General features: G+C 69.1%; 5 protein-coding genes and 1 pseudogene. 1 reads left to right on the top strand and 5 read right to left on the bottom strand.

All coding sequences use genetic code 11. From position 1 onward, the window contains the following. Nucleotides 1-9 precede the first annotated feature (9 nt). From CR917_RS23620 to CR917_RS23605, 4 genes and pseudogenes are all read right to left on the bottom strand, one after another. Nucleotides 10-1815 carry a DUF2341 domain-containing protein gene (locus tag CR917_RS23620; protein ID WP_054916079.1) on the bottom strand — a complete coding sequence of 602 codons (1806 nt, stop codon included), beginning with the start codon at nt 1813-1815 and terminating at the stop codon, nt 10-12. A 30-nt stretch (nt 1816-1845) separates the two neighbouring features. After that, complete coding sequence (locus tag CR917_RS23615; protein WP_088515468.1) at nt 1846-3384, bottom strand: ShlB/FhaC/HecB family hemolysin secretion/activation protein; 1539 nt, start codon at nt 3382-3384, stop codon at nt 1846-1848. 87 nt (nt 3385-3471) lie between these two features. After that, a pseudogene (locus tag CR917_RS28255) lies at nt 3472-3786 on the bottom strand (transposase); the annotation flags it as partial. A 531-nt stretch (nt 3787-4317) separates the two neighbouring features. Beyond that, nucleotides 4318-4944, bottom strand: a complete 627-nt coding sequence (locus CR917_RS23605; protein WP_078481895.1) for a LysE family translocator — start codon at nt 4942-4944, stop codon at nt 4318-4320. Nucleotides 4945-5079: 135 nt separating this feature from the next. Between CR917_RS23605 and CR917_RS23600 the strand changes: the two genes are divergently transcribed. Beyond that, a complete protein-coding gene (locus CR917_RS23600; RefSeq protein ID WP_058541157.1) occupies nt 5080-5577 on the top strand; it encodes an Lrp/AsnC family transcriptional regulator in 498 nt (165 codons plus the stop codon). A 48-nt stretch (nt 5578-5625) separates the two neighbouring features. Here CR917_RS23600 and CR917_RS23595 read toward each other — a convergent pair whose 3' ends face one another. Next, nucleotides 5626-18258 (bottom strand): filamentous hemagglutinin family protein, encoded by a 12633-nt coding sequence (locus CR917_RS23595; RefSeq protein ID WP_256589751.1) that lies wholly within the window; start codon nt 18256-18258, stop codon nt 5626-5628. Between the last annotated feature and the right edge of the window lie 154 nt (nt 18259-18412).

Here is an 18412-nt window from a genome sequence, read left to right as displayed (position 1 = left end):
GCGCTCTCCTCAGGCCGGTACGGACGGGTGGGCAGCGTGGGCAGCACGCCGGTGGCTGGCCTCGCCGGCCTGGCCTTCGCCATGCAGCTCGGCCAGGCGAGTGATGAACTCGTCGACGAACACGCGCATGTCGGCGCTGACCTCCTTGTTGCGGGTGATCAGGCGGTTGTAGCCAAACAGCGCGGGGATCGCGACGAACAGGCCCATGGCGGTGGCCAGCAACGCCGCGGCCATGCCGGGGGCGATGGCGTTGATGTTCACGTCACCGGCCATCGCGGTGCCCAGGAACACCACCATGATCCCCAGCACGGTGCCCAGCAGGCCGATGTAAGGGCCGCCGGCAATCGCGTTGGACAGGCTCGACAGCTTCGAGCCCAGCGCCTGGTTCTCGCGGGTGCGCACCCCGTCCATGGAGCAGCGAATGGCCTCGATGGTGGCCGCCGACACCGCCGAGGTGTCGAAGCCCTGGGCGCGGCGGGTACGGATCTCCTTGACCGCCACCAGGTACAGGCGCCACAGCGACGAGTGCGTCAGGCGCTCGCCCAGGGCGGTGTCGTCGGCGAACATCTCAAGGCGCGTGCCGATGTTGGCGAACTGCTCGCGAAACAGCCGGTTGGCCTGGCTGACGTGGTTGAGGGTGCGGTTCTTGCGTAGCATGATCACCCACGACTGCACCATCATCAGCACCAGCACCGCGATGATGATCCAGGCGTCCAGCGGCACCGCCTTGAGCAGAAAGCCCAGGCTGCCGAAACCGAAACCGGACTGCTCTTCATCCACCCCGTACACCACCAGGCGCGACTCGGCGCCCTGGGCCAGCGCGTCGGCCTGCAGCACCGGCACGGCGCGGGCGATGCGCGACAGGCGCAGCTCGTCCATCGCCCCCACGAACGGCACATAGGCGCCGGCTGGCTGACCCTCGGCCGGCGGCAGGTCGGCGCCGATGGCCAGGGTCGAATTGAACGCCGGCACCGCCGCGGTCAGGCTGGCGACCTGGCGCCCGTCCACCAGCAGGCTGAGCGTACCGCCCTCGCCCACCAGCGCCAGGTGTTGCCACTGGCCGGCATCGAGCACCTGGCCGGCAGCGCTGCGCAGGCCGTTGACCTCGACGAACGGCAGGCCCTGGCTCACACCCAGCAGCAGGCGGTTTTCGCCTTCATGGCGGGCCAGCAGCAACTGATCGCCCAGCAGCTGGTCCTGGCGTACCCAGGCGCTGAAGGTGAAGGCGGCGCCAGCCGGCAGTTGCAGCGACGGGCTGGGTGCCAGCAGCAGCGGCTGGCCGTTGAACTGGATGGCGCGACCGATGATGCCCTCGATGCTCGCCGCACTGCCCTGGGCCTGGTTGCCGTAGGGGCTGGCGTCACGCGGTGCGGCGCCGTCGAAGTGCATCAGCAGGGTGTAGTCGGCATCGAAGGCCGGTTGCGCATTGGCCGGCTGCGCCTTGGGGTTGCCGTAGTACATCCACAGGTCCTGGCGCTGGCCGCCCTGCACGTCCGGCACGTCGACCCAGATCAGCGCCATGCCCATCAGCGGGTCGAAGCTTTCGATCTGGTGGTTGAGCACGGTCTTGTCGTCGCTGGCCACGAAGCGGATGTCCGCGCCGTTTTCATTGACCCCGTCAAAGCTGAAATTGCCGGTGTGCAGGCGTACCAGCAGTGCCGTGCGGCCCAGCGACTGGGTCAGCGCCGCGCCCTGGGGCGTGGTGTCGACGGAAATCTGCTTGCGGAACTGCCAGTCGTCCTGCCACCAGGCACTGGCGCTGCCCGGCAGGGCAAAGCCCAGGCAAATGAGCAGGGTCAAGATGAGGCGTTGCATGGAATGTCTCCAGGGTCGATGCCGATGGGGTCAGAAGGTTGCCTGTACGCTGAAGTGCAGACGCGAGTGGTTTTTCTCGGTGTTCGCGCCGTCCTTGAGCGGCAGGCCCCAGTCCAGGCTGCCGGACAGCCAGTCGTTGAGGGTGGCGCGGGTGCCCAGGCCGACGCTGGCCAGGCTGAAGTGGTCGTCCTGCTCGGGCAGCGGGTCCTGCAGCGACAGCTGCGCGCCTTCGGCGAACACATAGAAGCGCCAGTCGCTGATGTAGCTGCCCACGTAGCGGCCCAGCGAGGGCGTGCGCAGTTCCTGGGAGAACAGCAGGCCGTCGTCGCCGGTGCGTTCGGCGGCCAGGTAGCCGCGCACCGAGGTGGCGCCGCCGGCAGCGAACTGTTCGTTGGACACCAGGGCCCCGGAGGCCAGTTGAAAGCCCAGCTTGGTTGCGCTCTGCCAGTCGCCGGCAAACGTGAAGGTGTAGTTCGCATCGCCCTTGAGCGCGGCGAAACTGGAGTCGGCGCGGTAGCGCTTGTAGTCGAAGGCCTCGTCGTCGCTGCCGTAGCCGAACAGCCGGCGTGTGCCGGCCACCAGGCTCAGGCCCAGCCCCAGTTGCGAGGCTTCGGTGTAGCGAAAGCCGTTGTAGGCCAGGGTGATCGGTGCGTACTTGAGCGGCACGGTATCGCGCTCGCCGCCCAGTTCGACCTGCTCGTCGAAGTCCTTGAAGTCGATGCCCACGGAAAACGAGTTGGCCCAGTTGCCGTCCGGCACCAGTGAGTAGATCGCCGACAGCCCGTAGGAATGGCCCTTGCCCAGCACGTTGCTGCCGCCCACGGTGGCCACGCTGCTGTCGGACTTGTAGCCGCTGGCCTGCAGGGTCCAGCGCGGGTTCAGGGGCGCGCTGTATGAACCGGACCACACCTGCGCGTTGTCGGTGTCCTGGGGGGCGGTGAACCAGGTCAGCGACACGCTGTGACCCAGTTGCCAGAGGTTGTTGTAGCCCACGGTGGCCACGCTGCGCAGCTTTCTGGTGTCGGCGCTGTAGTCGTTGTTCAGGCCGATGCTGGCGTGCCAGGGCTGCTTGTCTTCGACCTGCAGGTCGACGTCCAGGGTGCCGGGGCGCTGGCCTTCGCGCACCAGTGGCATCACCTGGCGCCCGGGGCCGCGGTTGAGTGCGGCCAGTTCGCCCTGGACCTTGGCAAAGTCCGGTACCTGGCCCTCGCTCAGGGCCGGCACCTGCTCGCGGATCTCCACGGGCGAGTAATGCCTGGCGCCGACCACTCGTACCCGGCCGACCCTGGTTTCGCTGACCTGCAGGTACACCACGCCGCCTTCGACCTGCTGCTCGGGCAGCTCGACGAACACCGACTGATAGCCCAGCGCCTGATAGCGTTTCTGCAGGGCCTCGCGGGCGCCTTCCAGATCCACCAGGGTCTTCTGCGGGCCGAGGTAGGGGTACACCGCCTCCTCGATGGCGCGGGCATCGAGCACCGTGTTGCCGCGCACCACGTACTCGTTGATGTCGACGCGACGCTCGGCCTGTTCGGCGCTTGCGTGGTGGGTTCCCAGGGCCAGCAGCATCACTGCGCCGGCTCGCCACCCGTTGAAAAACAAATGCTCCACACCGCCCCCTCGTTCAAGGAAATCCGTCTGGCCCAGGGCCGTGTCTTATGAATGGTTGTCTGCGCCGCCGTGACCGGCGTGGCGGGCCAGCCAGCTGTGCAGCTGGGCCAGGTTGAGGCTGAACTCGGGCATCTGCGCCAGGCCCGCGTTGCACACCTCGTTGACGATCGACTGCAGCAGGCGCGTGGCCTGCTGGCAGGCCAGCAGTGCGTTGAGGTCGTGGCTGAACAGGTTGAAGCTCCACACCCGCGACTTGAGTTCCAGGCCCACGAACCAGCGGAACAGCAGGTTGTAGTTGAGCTGTTCGTAGAGTTGTTTTTCGCTGGGGACCGAATACAGCAGCTGCAACAGCAGCAGGTGCATCAGGGTGTGCGGGGCGATGCTCATCGCGTTGCGCCGGGCCAGGTCGGCCAGCTCCTGCGCGTGGGCGGCCAGCAGTTCCTCGACCCTGGGCTTGAGCATCACCAGCGAATGGCCTGGCGGGATGCAGCTGGAGACTTCCTTGAGCGCGCTTTGCCAGTCGTCCTGGGACACGATCCACACCCAGGGTGCGCCGTAGCGGTACACCGACACCGGTTGCTTGCGCGCGGCTTCGACGATCTTCGCCAGGCGTTGATCGAGTTCCTGCATTCCGACTTTTGCGTAGCGTTCCATGGTTCCCATCGCTCCACTCCCTTCGTCCCTGTGCGGCTGCGCAGTGACTGCACATACCCATGACGGGGGTGGCGCTTTGCTACCGAACTTTTGTCACCAAAGCTTCATGAAGAGAGATGCAGGGCCTGGGCTATCCAGTGCCCTCAGGGTCGTGCGCCGCCTGCGCGGCGCTCGGTTTGAAGAGCGCCACAACTTCATCGACTGGCGCCTGCCGGGCCCGCCCCAACCGCCCGCCCCTCACCCCTGCTGCACCCAGACCAACCGAACCGCAAACCCCACCAGCAGCCCACCAAACACCCACTGCTGAACCTTCTGCGCCAGCGCGCGCTGCTCCAGTTGGCGCCCGACCCACCCGCCGGCCAGTGCATACACCCCATCGAACATCATCCCCATCACCACCAGCACCAGCCCCAGCAGCGCGAACTGCTCACCCACCGCCCCCTGTGCGGGGTGGATGAACTGCGGCAACAGCACCGAGCAGAACAGCAAGGCCTTGGGGTTGAGCAGGTTGGTCAGAAAGCCCTGCGCTATCGCCGCCCTCCACGTGCCCCGCACCGCTGCACCCCCCGGGCCCTGCACTGCACCCGCCACGGGCCTGAACATCTTCACCCCCAGCCACAGCAGGTAGGCCGCCCCGGTGTACTTGACCACCTCGAACGTCCAGGGCAGTACCTTGAACAGCGTCGCCAGCCCGACGGCGGCCAGGGTCACGTGGCACGCACGGGCAACCGCCAGCCCCAGCACGGTCGCCAGCGCCGCGCGGCGCCCCTGGCGCGCACCGGTCTGCAGCAGCAGGATCATGTCCGGGCCCGGCATCAGGTAGATCATCGTCAGGGCAGTCAGGTAGAGCAGTTTTTCGTCCATTTCAACGACCTCAGGCTGGGGCAACAGAGTGAAAATTCTATGCCGGAAGGTCGAGGCAGGTGCTTGCGTTATGCGCCCGCAACGGGGCTATTATTGGCAGGATGTACCAATTCGATACCTAGCCACAGGCCACTTATGCCAAACCACGACCCAACCTACCCCAAGCTGGACGGTTACGACCAACGCATCCTTGGCGCACTGCAGCGCGACGGGCGCCTCACCAACGTGCAACTGGCTGAAGAAATCGGGCTGTCGGCTTCGCCGTGCCTGCGACGGGTGAGGCTGCTGGAAGAAGCCGGGGTGATCCGCGGCTACCATGCCAGTCTCGAAGCCGAGGCAGTCGGCCTGGGGTTGACGGTGTTCGTGGGGGTGAAGGTCGAGCGGCACCATGAGGTCGAAGCGGAAAACTTCCGCCTGGCCGTGCTGGCCCTGCCCGAGGTGGTCAGCGCCTTTCTGGTGTCGGGCGAGTCGGATTTCCTGTTGCATGTGGTGGTGCCGGATCTGCGCGGCTATGAGCGGTTCCTGACCGACACGCTGCTCAAGCTGCCGGGGATCCGGGATATCCGCAGCAACTTCGCAATCAAGACGATCAAGCCGCAGGGGGCGCTGCCGCTGGGGCACCTGGGGCGGTAAGCGGGTAGCAACGACCGGCCCACCCGCCCCGAACCGAACCTGGCAACCCTACAGCACCAGATTCCCGCGCTCCTCCTCCGTCAACCGCCCCCGCGCCTGCTCATCCAGCGCCCCGGCCCCCAGCACCTGCACCGGGCTCTGCGGGTTGTACTGCGGCCCCAGGCTCGCGCCCTCCTTGCCCGGCACCAGGCGCTCGGTACCAAACCCCAGCACCTGCACGGTGATCACCGACGGCTGACGCTGGCGGGCCGCGGCCTGCTGCTGGCGCACCGCATCTTCGGCGGCCTGGGTCGCCGACGACGCCGCCGCACTCGCCGACGAGATCGCGCCGGTGTTCACCGCCGCCACCACCGGCATGCCCTTGGCATCACCCTGCACCTGGATGTTGGCCGCGTTCACCACCTGCAACGCGGCAATGTTGACGTTGCCCGACACCCGGATGCCCGCCTCCCCCGCATCGATGGTGCCCAGCGGCGCAATCAGGTCGATGTCCCCCGGCGGCACTTCCACCACCGGCGCCAGGGTGGCGATACCCGCACCGGTACTCGGCACCGTGGGCGACAGGCTGCTGTTGCCCCAGGTGTCGTACAGCCGGCGCGGCGGGGTGTAGACCACCGTGGTCTTGGAACCACGCCCGGCGTTGATGTCGCCCTCGGCCGACCAGCCCAGAATCGACCCGCCAAAGGTGGTCATGATGCGGCTCTGCCCCAGCAGGATGCTGCCACGCGCGTACAGCTGGATATCGCCGTTGCCCTGGGTGATCACCCCGGCGCCGGCCGGCGGCGCCTCGCCCTCCACGCCGAACACCTGCTGGCCACCGGGGGTGAGCATCTGGATCGCGCCCCCCACCTGGGTACGCACCCCGGCCCCGCCGAACATCAGGATGTCGCCGTCGTAGCGGATCGGGTTGCCGGCCACGTCCTGCTCGGGGAACAGCGCCGCGATCGCATTGCGCCCGCGCAGGTAGCTGCCCTGGCGCGGCCCGCCCACGGTGTTGTACTCCAGGCCGCCGGCACGCAGCTCGGCAAAGTACACCTGGCGCGCAAACACCGCCTGCTCGGTCGCCGGCAGGCTGGCGAACCGCGCCCGCGCCTGGGCCGCATCGCCCTCGAAGGCGTAGCGCTCGGCCAGCCATTGACGCAACTCCTCGGCGTAGGTCTTGGCCACCTTGCCCGGCTGCGCCGCCAGGCTCTGGTTGCTGTCGGCAAGGTTGGCCGGGTTCAGGTACAGCTCGGCAAAGCGCGCATACCCTGGCCCCTGGGCGCCCACACCGGCCTGCAACACCAGGCTTGCGCCGGGGCGGTTGTCGCCGGTGACGATGGCGCCCAGGCTGGTGATGGCCGCGCGGTCCTCCTGGCGCAGGTCACGCCCGGCACTGACGGTGAGCGTGCCGGGGCCGGCCACGTTCAGGCCACTGAACAGGATGTCGCGCCCAGCTACCACCTGCGAATGATCGGTGGCGTGGTTGTGCACGAACAGGTTGCCGCTGGACAGCGCCAGCGCACCGACGATGTCCGACATCATCGCCGGCACGTAGGTGGTCTCGCCAAGGCCGGTACCGCTGTACACGATGTCGCGCCCCGCCATCATCCACACCGGTGCGGCGCCCTCGTACCAGACGGCCCCATTGCGCGCATTGCCGAAGTTCAGGACCTCGCCCGAGCGCACCCCCACCAGGTCGCCGCTCACGGCGTAGATGCGCGCCGGCTGCAACTGCCCGTAGGCATTGGCGGTGCTGGTGCTGCCAAAGGCGAACAGCGGGAAGCGACCCGCTTCCAGGTCTGCCGCAATCCCGTCTGGCCTCTGGTTGCTGACGCTGTGGCCGTTGTAGCTGCCGATGAAACCCGGGTTGAACGGCGTGGCCAGGGCCGACGGTGCGGCGCCGGACTGGTTGATCGCATAGCCACCGGCGTAGATCGAACCCTGCGCCACAAGCTGCAACTGGGCATTGGCCGAAGGTGCCAGCAGCAACGAGTAGCCACTCGCGCCCTGCAGCCGGTTCTTCTCCCGGTACTGCGCGGAGTTCCCGTAGTACAGGTTGCCGGAGGCCGCCACCGCACGCAGGATCGACGGGTAGACAAAGCGCCCGTCGGTGGGCGAGGTATCCAGGCCGGACAGCGCATCACCGCTGACCGGCTGGGTCAATTCGATCAGTTGGGTGCTGGGGGTCAGGTCACCGCCCGCCGAGAACAGGTCGATGGCAGTGTTGGCCGTCCACAGGCTGAACCAGCTGTTGCCGCCCCCCGCCGCCGTGCCGAACGGCGTGGTGTTGAGCGTGGGCACACGGCCCGGGTCGGCCGCCGCCCCCAGCACCAGGTCGCCCCGGGTGCTCAGTTGCACCGTGGCGTCGCCGGGCACCACCACCAGGCCGCCTTTGGCGCTGGCCAGGGTGGCCTGGAACGGGTCGTAGGCGCGGGTTTCGTGGCTGTCCTGCTGTATCCCGAGCGCGCCGTAGGCACGGTCGATACCGCCCAGGGCCGCTGCCGACACCTGCAGGTTGCCGCGCAGGTTGACCAGGGTACCCTGCAGGTCATGGGCGGCCACGCCCAGTACATCGGCGTTGTCGCCACGCCCCAGGGCCGCCTGGGTCGGGTTGACGGCGCCGCCGACCTTCAGGTTCAGGTCGCCGCCACCGCCCAGCGTCAGGCTGCCATCGCGGCCCACGCGGCCGGTGCTGCCCACTGCCAGCTGCAGGGCCTGGGTACGTGCGCTGTCGTCCCACTGCGTGCGGTACTGGTCAGCGGTATTGCCGATCACATCGAGGGTGCCGGCCTGCCCGCCCACCGTGACATCGAGGTTGCCCCCGCCCAGGGTGCCGAAGCCGGTGAAGCCGGCCACCACACTGTTGCGCTGGTAGCGCACATAGGTGCCAAAGTTGATCCACCAGGCCGTGGGTATCTGCTCGTCTGCCGCCAGCGCGTTGCCACTGCCCTGGCGCCACAGCCAGTTGCCGACCTGTGCAGTGGGCAACTGGTAGGCCAGGCGGGTCAGGCTGCCATATTCGCGGCTGAGGGAGTTGCCCGTCAGGTTGTCCCCCACCGTCAACAGCAGGTTGCCACCCTGCTCCGGGTACCAGGCCTGATACAGGCTCTGCGCGCCGCCATCGACCAGCGCCTCGTAGCCGCCGAGAAACTCCGGCAGCACCTGCCCGTCATTGGCCTGCCCGCGTGCCAGTTGATAGGCGGCTGGCACCGGGGTCGCCGTACCGGCGGTGTACACGCCGAACAGCGTGGTCATGTCCAGGTTGCCGGCGGCGATCAGGTCCAGGTCACCGGTACCGGTACGCAGCACGCTGTAACGCGAGGCGCCGCCGGGCACCGTGTCGTGCTCGGTGTTGCCCGGCGCGGTCATCACGCACCAGGTGGGGAACTCATCGCACAGGGTGGGGTAGCCAATCGCATCGAAGTCGATCAGATCGCCCGGCCTGGCATCTGCGCCAAACCCGTCGATGCCTTCCTGGGTCCAGGCCAGGCCACCGCCGGCGGCCGGTGCCCTGGCGCACCAGGTGGGGAACTCGTCGCACAGCGTGGGGTAGCCGATGGCGTCGAAATCGATCAGGTCACCGGGCCTGGCGTCCACGCCAAAGCCGTCGATGCCTTCCTGGGTCCACACCAGGCCGCCGCCGGCAGCCGGTGCCCGGGCGCACCAGGTGGGGAACTCGTCGCACAGCGTGGGGTAGCCGATGGCATCGAAGTCGATCGGGTCGCCGGGCTTGGCGTCCACACCAAACCCATCGATGCCTTCCTGGGTCCACACCCAGCCGGCACTGGCGCCTACCGCCAGCATGCCCACGTGGTGGTCGGCCAGGCGCAGGCGCCCGCTGGCGTTCGGGTCGGCCAGGCGCGGGTCGGCCGCCGTGGTATCGGCACCGGCCACCACGCGTAGGTTCCACGACTGCGAACCGGCCGGCAGCATGCTGGCGACCGCCCAGTTGGTGCCCTTGCCCTCGCTGCGCAGCGCCACCGAGCCCACGCCCCCCAGCTTGATATCGGTGCGCGGCGGAATGATCGCGCCGCGTTGCAGCACCAGGTTGCCCGCCAGCAGCACCAGGTCATCGGCGCCACCGTTCAGCAGGTGGCCCGGATCGGACGGCAGTGCCACGCCTTTTGGCCAGGTCATGGCCGTGACAGGCGTGTTGACCACCAGCCGCGTGCCGGCACCCAGTTGCATGCCCGCTTCCAGGCGCAGCGGGGCCTCCAGGCGGGTGCCCGCCGCCAGTGCCTGGCTGCCGTCGGCGTTGTAGAGCGCCGCCGAGAGCACGGTGCCAGCCGGCAGCTCGATCGCGGCCGAAAGGGTTGCACGCACTGGCAGCACAGCGCCCGAGGCCAGCACGCGCGCCTGTATCGGCAGGTCGTAGTTGAGCACCTGGCCGGCCAGAAAACCGGTGCCCTCGTGCAGCTCGACCCCGCCGTTGGGCACCACCACCTGGGCGCCATAGGCCAGGCGCCCTTCCAGCAGCACCCAGCCGCCGTCGTCCTGGGTCTCGGGTGGCGGCGCAAAGCCGTCGTTGATGCTGCCCAGCACCTCCACGTCGCCACCGGCACGCAGGCTCAGGCTGCCGGCCTCGCCCGAGCCGTACACCGCGCCGGTCTTGTGCACGTTGGGGTTGAGGCTGGCATAGCGGTAGCGCGACAGGTCGAGGTCGCCGCTGACCACCAGGTCGCCGTCGGTGATCACTTCAAGCCCCGGGCGCAGGTGGAACTGCTGGGCGTAACCCTTGACCAGGCCGGCGAGCTTGCCATTGACCAGCGCCGTGTTGGCCAGGGCGCTGTCGATGAACTGCACGCTTTGCGCGTGGCGTGCGTCGAGGTAGGCCTGGTCGATCTGGACATAGGGCTTGCCGCTGACATGCGGGTCGACGCCCTGCGGGGCCGCATGATCGCGCGCCATGGCGAACAGGTCGATGCGCTGCGCACCAAGAATCGACAGCGCCTGCGAGGCGTCGATGGCGATGTCGCCATGGGTCGGGTCGTCGGCCCGCAGCCGCGGCGCATACAGCGCCAGGGTGCCGCGCTCGCGGCCATCGTGCTGGCCGGCGGCGCCGCCCAGTGGTGCGTCGGTGCCATGGCGCAGGTCGATACGCACGCCACGCGCCAGGGTCAGTTGCCCGGCACCGGCATTCAGCTCCACCGTAGCCCGGTTGGGGCTGTCGATGATCTTGCCGTAGCTGTCCACGCGCAGCACGCTGCCATGTGCATCGAGCACCGCGCCCTGGGCCAGGGTCAGGCCATTGCCGGCGGCCAGGCGAATGCTGCCGACACGCTCGCCGCTGGCATCGATCAGGCCGTTGACACGCAGATGGCCGTTGTCCAGCGACACCTGCACCTGGTTGGCGCGCACCCCGTTGCCGATCTGCAGGTCGCCCTGCTTGAACTGGAAGCGCCGGCTGCCATGCACGCCGCCGTCGTTCAGGCGCTGGTTGAGCGTGGCGAAGGCACTGCTCAGGTCACCGGCCAGCCCCTGGGCACGCAGGGTGAAACCCGCACCCGCGTAGGGCACCTGGGTGCCCCCGGCATCGTAGTGGCCGGAGCTTGCGCCCAGGAGGCGGCCTTGCAGGTCGACCTGGCCGGCACTGGCGTCCAGCGCCACCACCTCCAGGCTGCCGGCCTGGTTGTGTTCGGCGTGCAGGTCGATGATCGAGCCGGCCGCCTGGTGGATGTTGCCGTGCTGGCTGCGCAGGATCACGTCACCGCCCCAGCTGTACTTGTCCAGGTCGTTGAGGCTGACCTTGCGCCCGGCCAGGTCCAGTTGCGCCGCCTGGCCCAGGCGCAGGTCGCCCTGGCTGTCGAGGGTCAGCTTGCCGCTGGGCAGTGCCACGCGGGTGTCGAGGTCGATGCGCTGCGCGCTGAACGACCATTCGGCGCCCAGCGCCCCGGCCTTGAGCTGCGCGTCGGCGGTGCTCGGCGCCGCCCCCGCGAGCATCTGCAGGGCACCACCGACGCGCACCTGGTTGACCGAACCGGCTTCACCGGTCACCAGCGGGGTGCGCACCAGCAGGTTGCCGCCGCTGTAGCGGTAGCCTTCACCGGTCACATACTCGCCGCGTGACTGATACACCGACAGGCTGCCACGGTGGTTGGCAGTCAGGCGTTCGCTGGCCAGCAGCGCCACGTCGCTGAAGCCCAGCGCCAGGCGCTCGAACGCCGGCTGGCTGCTGCTCTGCGCCTGCGGGCCATACCCCAGTTCGATGCGCCGGGCTTCGATCTGCAGCCGCCCGCTGCCGGTGCCGGCACCGTTGCCGAGCAGGGCCGGCGCGGCCTGGGTGGCGCCACTCCAGATCAGGTTGCCGGTACGAATGCTGGCCACGTCAGTGGCCGCGCCATGCCCGTAGATCGCCGGGGTGCCCAGCACCAGGTTGCTCAGGCGCGACTTGCCGGTCGCCGGGTCGAGGGTGTCGAGCGCGGTGGTGCCGAAGAAGTTGAGGCTGTCCTGCACGGTCAGCGTCAAGGTTTCCAGGGCCGGCGCGCCACGGCGGGTATCGCCCTGCAGCAGGCGGTCGAGCACCTGCTGGTTGAGGGTCAGGCCGCTGGGCAGGTAGCCCGCCGCAGCGGCGGCGGCCAGGCTTTGCGCACTGCCGACGTTGATCGCGCCCACCGCCAGGGTCAGGTTGCGGGTGCCGAAGCGCACCTGGTCGTCGAGGCTGAAGCGGTTGTTGGTGGCGGCGGCAATGGTGCCTTCGGAATACAGCTCGGTCTGGCCGCTGCACCGCGTCAGGCAGCCGCCGATCAGGATGCTGCCCGGCCCGGTGATCGTCCCGCTGGGCGCTTGCGGCGCCAGCACGTCGACCCAGCCATTGGACACGATCAGCAGGCTGCTGTTGTGCGGGTTGTAGAGGTAGCCGTCGCGGCTGTCGTAGGCGGGTGCGCCCTGCCCGAGCGTATCGATGCTCGCGCCTTGCTCTATGTTGATGGCGCCGGCGATGCGCCCGGTAACCATCAGCACTTCGGCGGCCTTCAGGTGGGCGCCACCCTTGAGCACGATGCTGGTGCCCCTGGCATCACCGAACAGCAGCTGGTTGCCACCCTGCCCGTACACCCGCTGCCCGGCATGGCCGATGCGCAGGCTGCTGGCACCCAGGGCGTTGAGCTGCGACGCGGCAATGGCGGTTTCGCCGGCACCCGGTGTGGCGGGCGCGTTGTCGCCGTGGATCACCAGGGTGTCGCCGAACAGCACCGTGGCGATGCTGCCGTGGCCCTTGTCCGCCGGTTTGTTCAACAGCACGCCCTGCATGCTGAAGCCGGGCCGCGTGGTGTCGTTATGGCCCAGGTCCAGGGTCAGGCCCTTGGCATCGATGGGCAGCGCGGCACGCGGGATACCCAGGCGTGCGGCATCGTCGAGCAGGAACTGGCTGAAACTGGTTTCGTTGTACTGCGAGTACCGACGCAAGGTGTCGGCACCGGTCAGTATCAGGTGCTGCGACAGGGCATCGCCCAGCCCGCTGCCGGCGATCGAGCGCTTGCCGGTCAGGCCCCATGAGCCATTGCGCAGCGCCGTGGCACCTGCCTGCGGCGCGCCGACGCTGGCCTGGCCGTTGACCTCGACACGGTAGGCCCCCGGCAACAGCGCATAACTGGCCGGCAGCAAGGTGTAGGTGCCGGCGGGCAGGCCCGGTACCCCGGCGTCCAGGGTGATCTGCTGGCCCACCAACGGCATCGAACCCGATGGCTCGCCCGCCACCGCTTCGGGCGCCACGCTGGCCTGCACACCGGGCACGATGGCGTACACCGGGTTGTTCGCCAGGCCCGGCAGGCTGAAGCTGCCATCGGGGTTGTTGCGCACCAGCGGGTGATAGCGGGCATCGGTGGAGCCGCCGCGCCCGGAGATGAAGCCGGCGCCGCGCACATCGCCACCGCCGGACAGGTCGATTACCGCACCGGGTTCGACCGCGATGCTGCCACCGCCCAGGGTCACGTTGAGCCAGCCGTTGGGCAGGCTCTGGCCCAGCACCGTGCTGTTCAGCGACTGGCCGGCGAAGTTGTACACCAGGCCATCTACGGTGCCGCCATAAGGCATCACCAGGCCGGCGGCACTGACCGAAGTCAGGCTGCCAGGGCGCAGGGTCACTTCGCGGGTGCTGGCGGTGCCCAGTACCAGGGCGCCGAGGGGCGCGCGCAGCACGCCCTGCTGGTCGATGGTGTCGGCCTGTATCGACAGCGCGCCAAACAGCGAATAGGGCTGGGCAGGCGTGGCCGCGCTGCTGCGCGCAATCTTCACATGCTCGGCCTTGATCACTGCCACGGCATTGGTGCCAGGGTAGATCTGCGCCGCGCTCAGGGTCAGCGTGCCCGGCGCCACCAGCCGCGTGTCGTTACCGCCCAGTGTCTTGAGCAGGCGCAGATCGCCGCTGCTGTTCAGGCTGACCTGATGGAAGCCGCGTCGATCGATGCTCAGCGCTTCACTCACCCCCGTGCCGAACTTCAGGGTATTGCGTACGTCGATCAGCGCCGCATCCACCTGCAGCATGGCCTGATCGGCTTGCGACGAAAGCGCGATACCGATCTGATTGTTGGTGAGGCCCGGCCCGGCCGGCGGCAGGCTGGTGTACCCGGCCAGACGCACATGCGCAGCCGACAGGCGCACCCGGGTATCGGCGCGAGCCCCTTCGGCCAGCCCCAGTGCACCGGCATACAGGTGCAGGCTGCGCGCCGGTTGCAGCGTCACGTCGTCGGTAAAGCTGATCACGCCGCGACTGAACAGCGTCAGTGCATCGAACCCGCCCTGCGCCACCTGGGCCACGCTGAGGTGGCCATGGCCATGTTCCAGCTTACCGGCCTGGTTGGCGAAGGCTTCCCCGCGCGGGCTGATACGCAGCTCGCGCTGGCGGATGGCCTCGGCATAGGCCGGGGTGATCGGGTAGGTACCGCTCTCCAGCGCAAGGGTCAGGCTGCCGCCCGCCACGCCAGCGCCACCCGCCGCTGCGCGCAGCTCGCCGTCCACGTACAGGCCATTGATCGAACTCAGGCTGATGCTGCCGCCTTGGCTGGCCAGCCGAGTCGCGCCAACCCCGGGTACATCGACGCTCATCTGGCTGCCGGACGCATCCAGTACAGCGCCGCGCTCGACCACCACGAACAGGTCGGGGGCCAGCGCGCCACCCAGGTTGGGGTCGAAGGTGCTGCCGATGACGATACTGCCGCCCTGGCGCAGTTCGCCATAGCGCTCGCCACGCGCGTCCACGGCGGTGACGGCACGGGCCGATACGTCGAGCAGCGCCCCGGCGCCGACCCGGATCGCCCGTTGATGCGGCTCGAACCGCACCGCACTGGTCAAGGCCTCCTGCACAACAGTGTCAGCCAGGGTGATCTGCCCGCCGTGTGCCACCAGGCTGCCGTCAACCTGCAGGCCACCGGGGCTGCGCAACGTGATGGATTGCCCGTCATCGACCTGGATACGGCTGCCGCTGGCTACCTGCAGCCAGCGTGACGCCACCTGCTGGGCCGACTGGTCCAACTCGCTGCCCGCCTGCAGCAGCAGGCTGGCACCGGCGCGCTGGGTCAGAACGCCCTTGGCGGCGTTCTCCAGATACTGCGGTGGCGTCCACAGCTCCAGCGCCTCGGCCGCCGAACGGGCATCGCCACGCAGGCGGTACACCGGCCGCGTCACCTGCACCTGGCTGTCGGCCGCCACCTCCAGGCGCTGGTTGCCCACCACCTCGTAGCGGGCAAAGCCCTTGGCGAAGAAATCGCTACCCAGGTTCAGGCTGGCCGCCGGGGTGTCGGCGCCGATGCTCACGGTGTCGCCGCGCAGGGCCAGCGTGCCGGCACCCGTGGTGCCGTACCCGCGCAGCTCGCCGCCCAGCAGCAACTGCCCACCGGCCCCGCCCGAGGTCAGGCTGGCCAGGCTCAGGTCGCCACCGGCACCCCCGCGCCAGTTGCCGTCGGGGGTGCGCGCCGCGCCGCTTTCCACACTCAGCACACTGCCCTGGCCCAGGCGAATGTCGCCGGTGCCACGCAGGGCCAGCGAACCGCCGTCCAGCCAGGCCGACAGGTCGGCGGGCTGCGCATTGACGCCGTCCTGGCGCCGGCCGCTGGCCTCCACGCGAACCCCGTCGGCCACCTCGATACGCGCGGCCAGGCCGGCATTGCCGACCCGCAGGCTGTCCGAGCCGCGTTGCAGGTTGCCCAGCAGCAGGTCGCCGCCGTGGCTGACCAGGTCGGCGTTTATCTGCACCTGTGGCGCCAGCAGGCTCAGGCCGGCGCCGTCGGCCAGGTTCAGCGCCTGCTCCAGGCGGATGCTCTCATACGCGGCCACCTGCAGGCCGCCAAGCTCGCGCAGGCGCTCGGCCTCCAGGCGCAGGACGCCTTCGCGCTCGGCCTCGACCGGGGCGTCGAGGGTCAGTGAGCCGCCCTGCACCTGCGAGCCGATCACCACCTGGTGCAGGTTGCCCGCGCCGGCGTTGAGCACGCTGCCCGTGGCGGTGGGCCGGTAGTCGCCAACGATCAGCTGTGCGCCGCGGGCCTGGCTCAGCTGGCTTTGCCGGTAGCCGTCGAGGCCGGCCTGCGGGGCCTGCAGCTGGTGGTCGCCCTTGAAGGTTTCGCCCAGGATCTCACCGCCCAGCTGCGCATTGGCGGTGCCGACCACCAGCCGCCCGGCATCGCGGCCAACGGTGTAGCCGTTCTCCAGGCGCTCGCGCGGGGCGATCAGCGGGCTGTAGAAGTAGCGGGTCTGGCCCCAGCGTGCGCTGTGCTGCTCGTAGCCCTTGTACACGCCCTGGTACAGCACGTCGCCAGGGGCACGCGAGAGGTTGTACAGGCGCCCGTCGGCGCCCTTGAGCCAGGTCTGCTTGAGGTAGCCGGTGGCCACGTCCAGCGTGCCGCCCGAGAGGTTGACCAGCGAGCCGGCCTGGGTCACCAGGTCACCCCCGGTGAAGCTCACCGTGCCGCCCTGGGCCAGCCACTCGCCCAGCCCGTGGCTGCGCGTGCCGAGGTAGCCGCCCACTTCCAGCAGGCCGCCGGCGGTGTACCAGCGCTCGCCCTCGTAGCCGTTGGTGCCGGCGGCCACGTGCACCAGCTCGCGGATGTCGACCCACACATCGGTGCTGTTGAGCGCGCCGCTGTCGCGGTTGCCCGCCGCGTCGCGCTGCTCGTTGCCCTGGATGTTGACCTTGATGCTGTTGCTGTCCATGGCCAGCTTGACCCCGACCGCGCCCGCCACGTCCAGCACCGCGCCGTCGCGCAGCAGGCTGCGCTGGCCGGCACTCACCGCCACCTGGCCGCCGGTGGCCAGGGTCAGCGAGCCGCCCTGGAAGTCCACCGTGCCGCCACTGACGATCTCCACCCGCGACAGGCTGCGGTCATCGGCCACCGCGCTGAGGTTGTCGAACGCGCCGTTGCGCTGGTTGACCTGCCCGCCCAGGTCCTTGCGCACCGCCTCGCGCTGGCTGTCCAGTGCGCTGCCGGGGTTGGCGTCGATGACGATGGCAGTGGTGCTGCCGGCGGCCAGGGTCACGTTGCCGGTGCGGTCGCTGGCCGCGTTGAGCAGGTGGATGGTGCCGCGGTTGTCGATCGAGCTGGTGGCCACGGCCACGCCCTGCTGGCGCACCTGATGCCCGGTCAGGGTGATGTCGCCCTGGCTGGCCTGGATCAGCCCGCTGTTGCTCACCGTGCCGGCCGTGCTGCCGGCCTTCAGCGTGGTGGCTACCTCGTTGCCGCGGGTGGTGGAGTACGGGTTGCCCGCCGTGCCGACGCCCTTGCGGATGTAGAAGGTATCGCCCGCCGCCAGGGTCGCCTGGCCCTTGGCGTTGATCAACTGGCCGGCGTTCTCCACCTCGTGGCCCAGCAGCAGGGTGTAGCCACCGCCCTGGGTGGAGCTGGCCGGGGCGTGGGTCTGGATCAGCGCGCCGCGCTCGACCATGACCTTGCCGGCGGCATCGGTGAAGGTCGGCTGGCTGCCCAGGCTGTCCACGTACAGGCCGCGCTCGGTGAACTGCTGGTCGCTGATGGTGGCGGCGGCCGCCGTCAGGTTGCGCACGTTGATCTGGCTGCTGCCGCTGAACACGATGCCATTGCGGTTGACGATCATCAGCGTACCGTCGGCCTTGATCGTGCCCTGGATCTGGCTGGGCGCGACGCTGTTGCCGACGCGGTTGAGCAGTGCCCAGTTGGCGTCCTGCTGGAAGGTCAGCTGGGTGTCGCGGCCGACGTTGAAGGTTTCCCAGTTGAGAATCGCCTTGTCGGCGGTCTGCTTGATCGTCACCTGGGTGGTGCCGCCCTTCTGCGTCTGTACCGGAGCCTCGGCGTTGGTGAACAACGGCTTGCCATTGGCATCGAGCAGCGGGTTCAGGCCATTGCCGCCCAGGCCGTTGTGGATGCTCGAGGGCGCCGCCAGCGCGGCGGCGCGGCCGGCCGCCTGGGCAGCCTGTTGCGCGGCGATGGCGGCCACGGTGTTGTTGAGGTTTTGCAGCGAACGCTGCAACTGGGCATTGGCACGCTGCTGCTGGGCCAGCGGCGGTGGCAGCCCCGGCAACTGCACCGCACCGCCCTGCCCGCCCGTACCGCCGGCCTGCGGCGCGCTGCCCTTGGCCGCGAACCAGGCCGAACTGAACGCCGCAGGCGCCGCCTGCACGCTGCCGGCCAGGGCCAGCAGCGCAATCACCTGGGCCAGCGGCTTGAGCCGCAGCAGGGGCATATCGGCCTGACGGTGGGTACGGTGGGAGGGCGAAGCAGCAGTGCCAAGGCGCATTGCAATCAATCCTTTTCTGGTCCATCGCGGTAATGGGATGCCACACGCCGGTGCGGCCGGTGACCTATGACATAGGCGGTTGCACGGGCGGCAGACCGAACCTTTGTCACGCAAAGTTCATGTGATCGGTGGCGTTCTGAAACGCAAAAGCCGG

This window comes from Pseudomonas sp. BRM28, from assembly GCF_002939405.1.
GTDB classification, from domain to species: domain Bacteria; phylum Pseudomonadota; class Gammaproteobacteria; order Pseudomonadales; family Pseudomonadaceae; genus Aquipseudomonas; species Aquipseudomonas palmensis.
Note: the sequence above shows the minus strand (reverse complement) of the source record. Positions and strands in the feature narration are given on the sequence as shown.

What these genes read in the sequence shown, in the direction of transcription:
- CR917_RS23620 (WP_054916079.1), bottom strand. Translation starts at nt 1,815, where the DNA reads ATGCAACGCCTCATCTTGACCCTGCTCATTTGCCTGGGCTTTGCCCTG.
- CR917_RS23615 (WP_088515468.1), bottom strand. Translation starts at nt 3,384, where the DNA reads ATGCTGCTGGCCCTGGGAACCCACCACGCAAGCGCCGAACAGGCCGAG.
- CR917_RS23605 (WP_078481895.1), bottom strand. Translation starts at nt 4,944, where the DNA reads ATGGACGAAAAACTGCTCTACCTGACTGCCCTGACGATGATCTACCTG.
- CR917_RS23600 (WP_058541157.1), top strand. Translation starts at nt 5,080, where the DNA reads ATGCCAAACCACGACCCAACCTACCCCAAGCTGGACGGTTACGACCAA.
- CR917_RS23595 (WP_256589751.1), bottom strand. Translation starts at nt 18,258, where the DNA reads ATGCGCCTTGGCACTGCTGCTTCGCCCTCCCACCGTACCCACCGTCAG.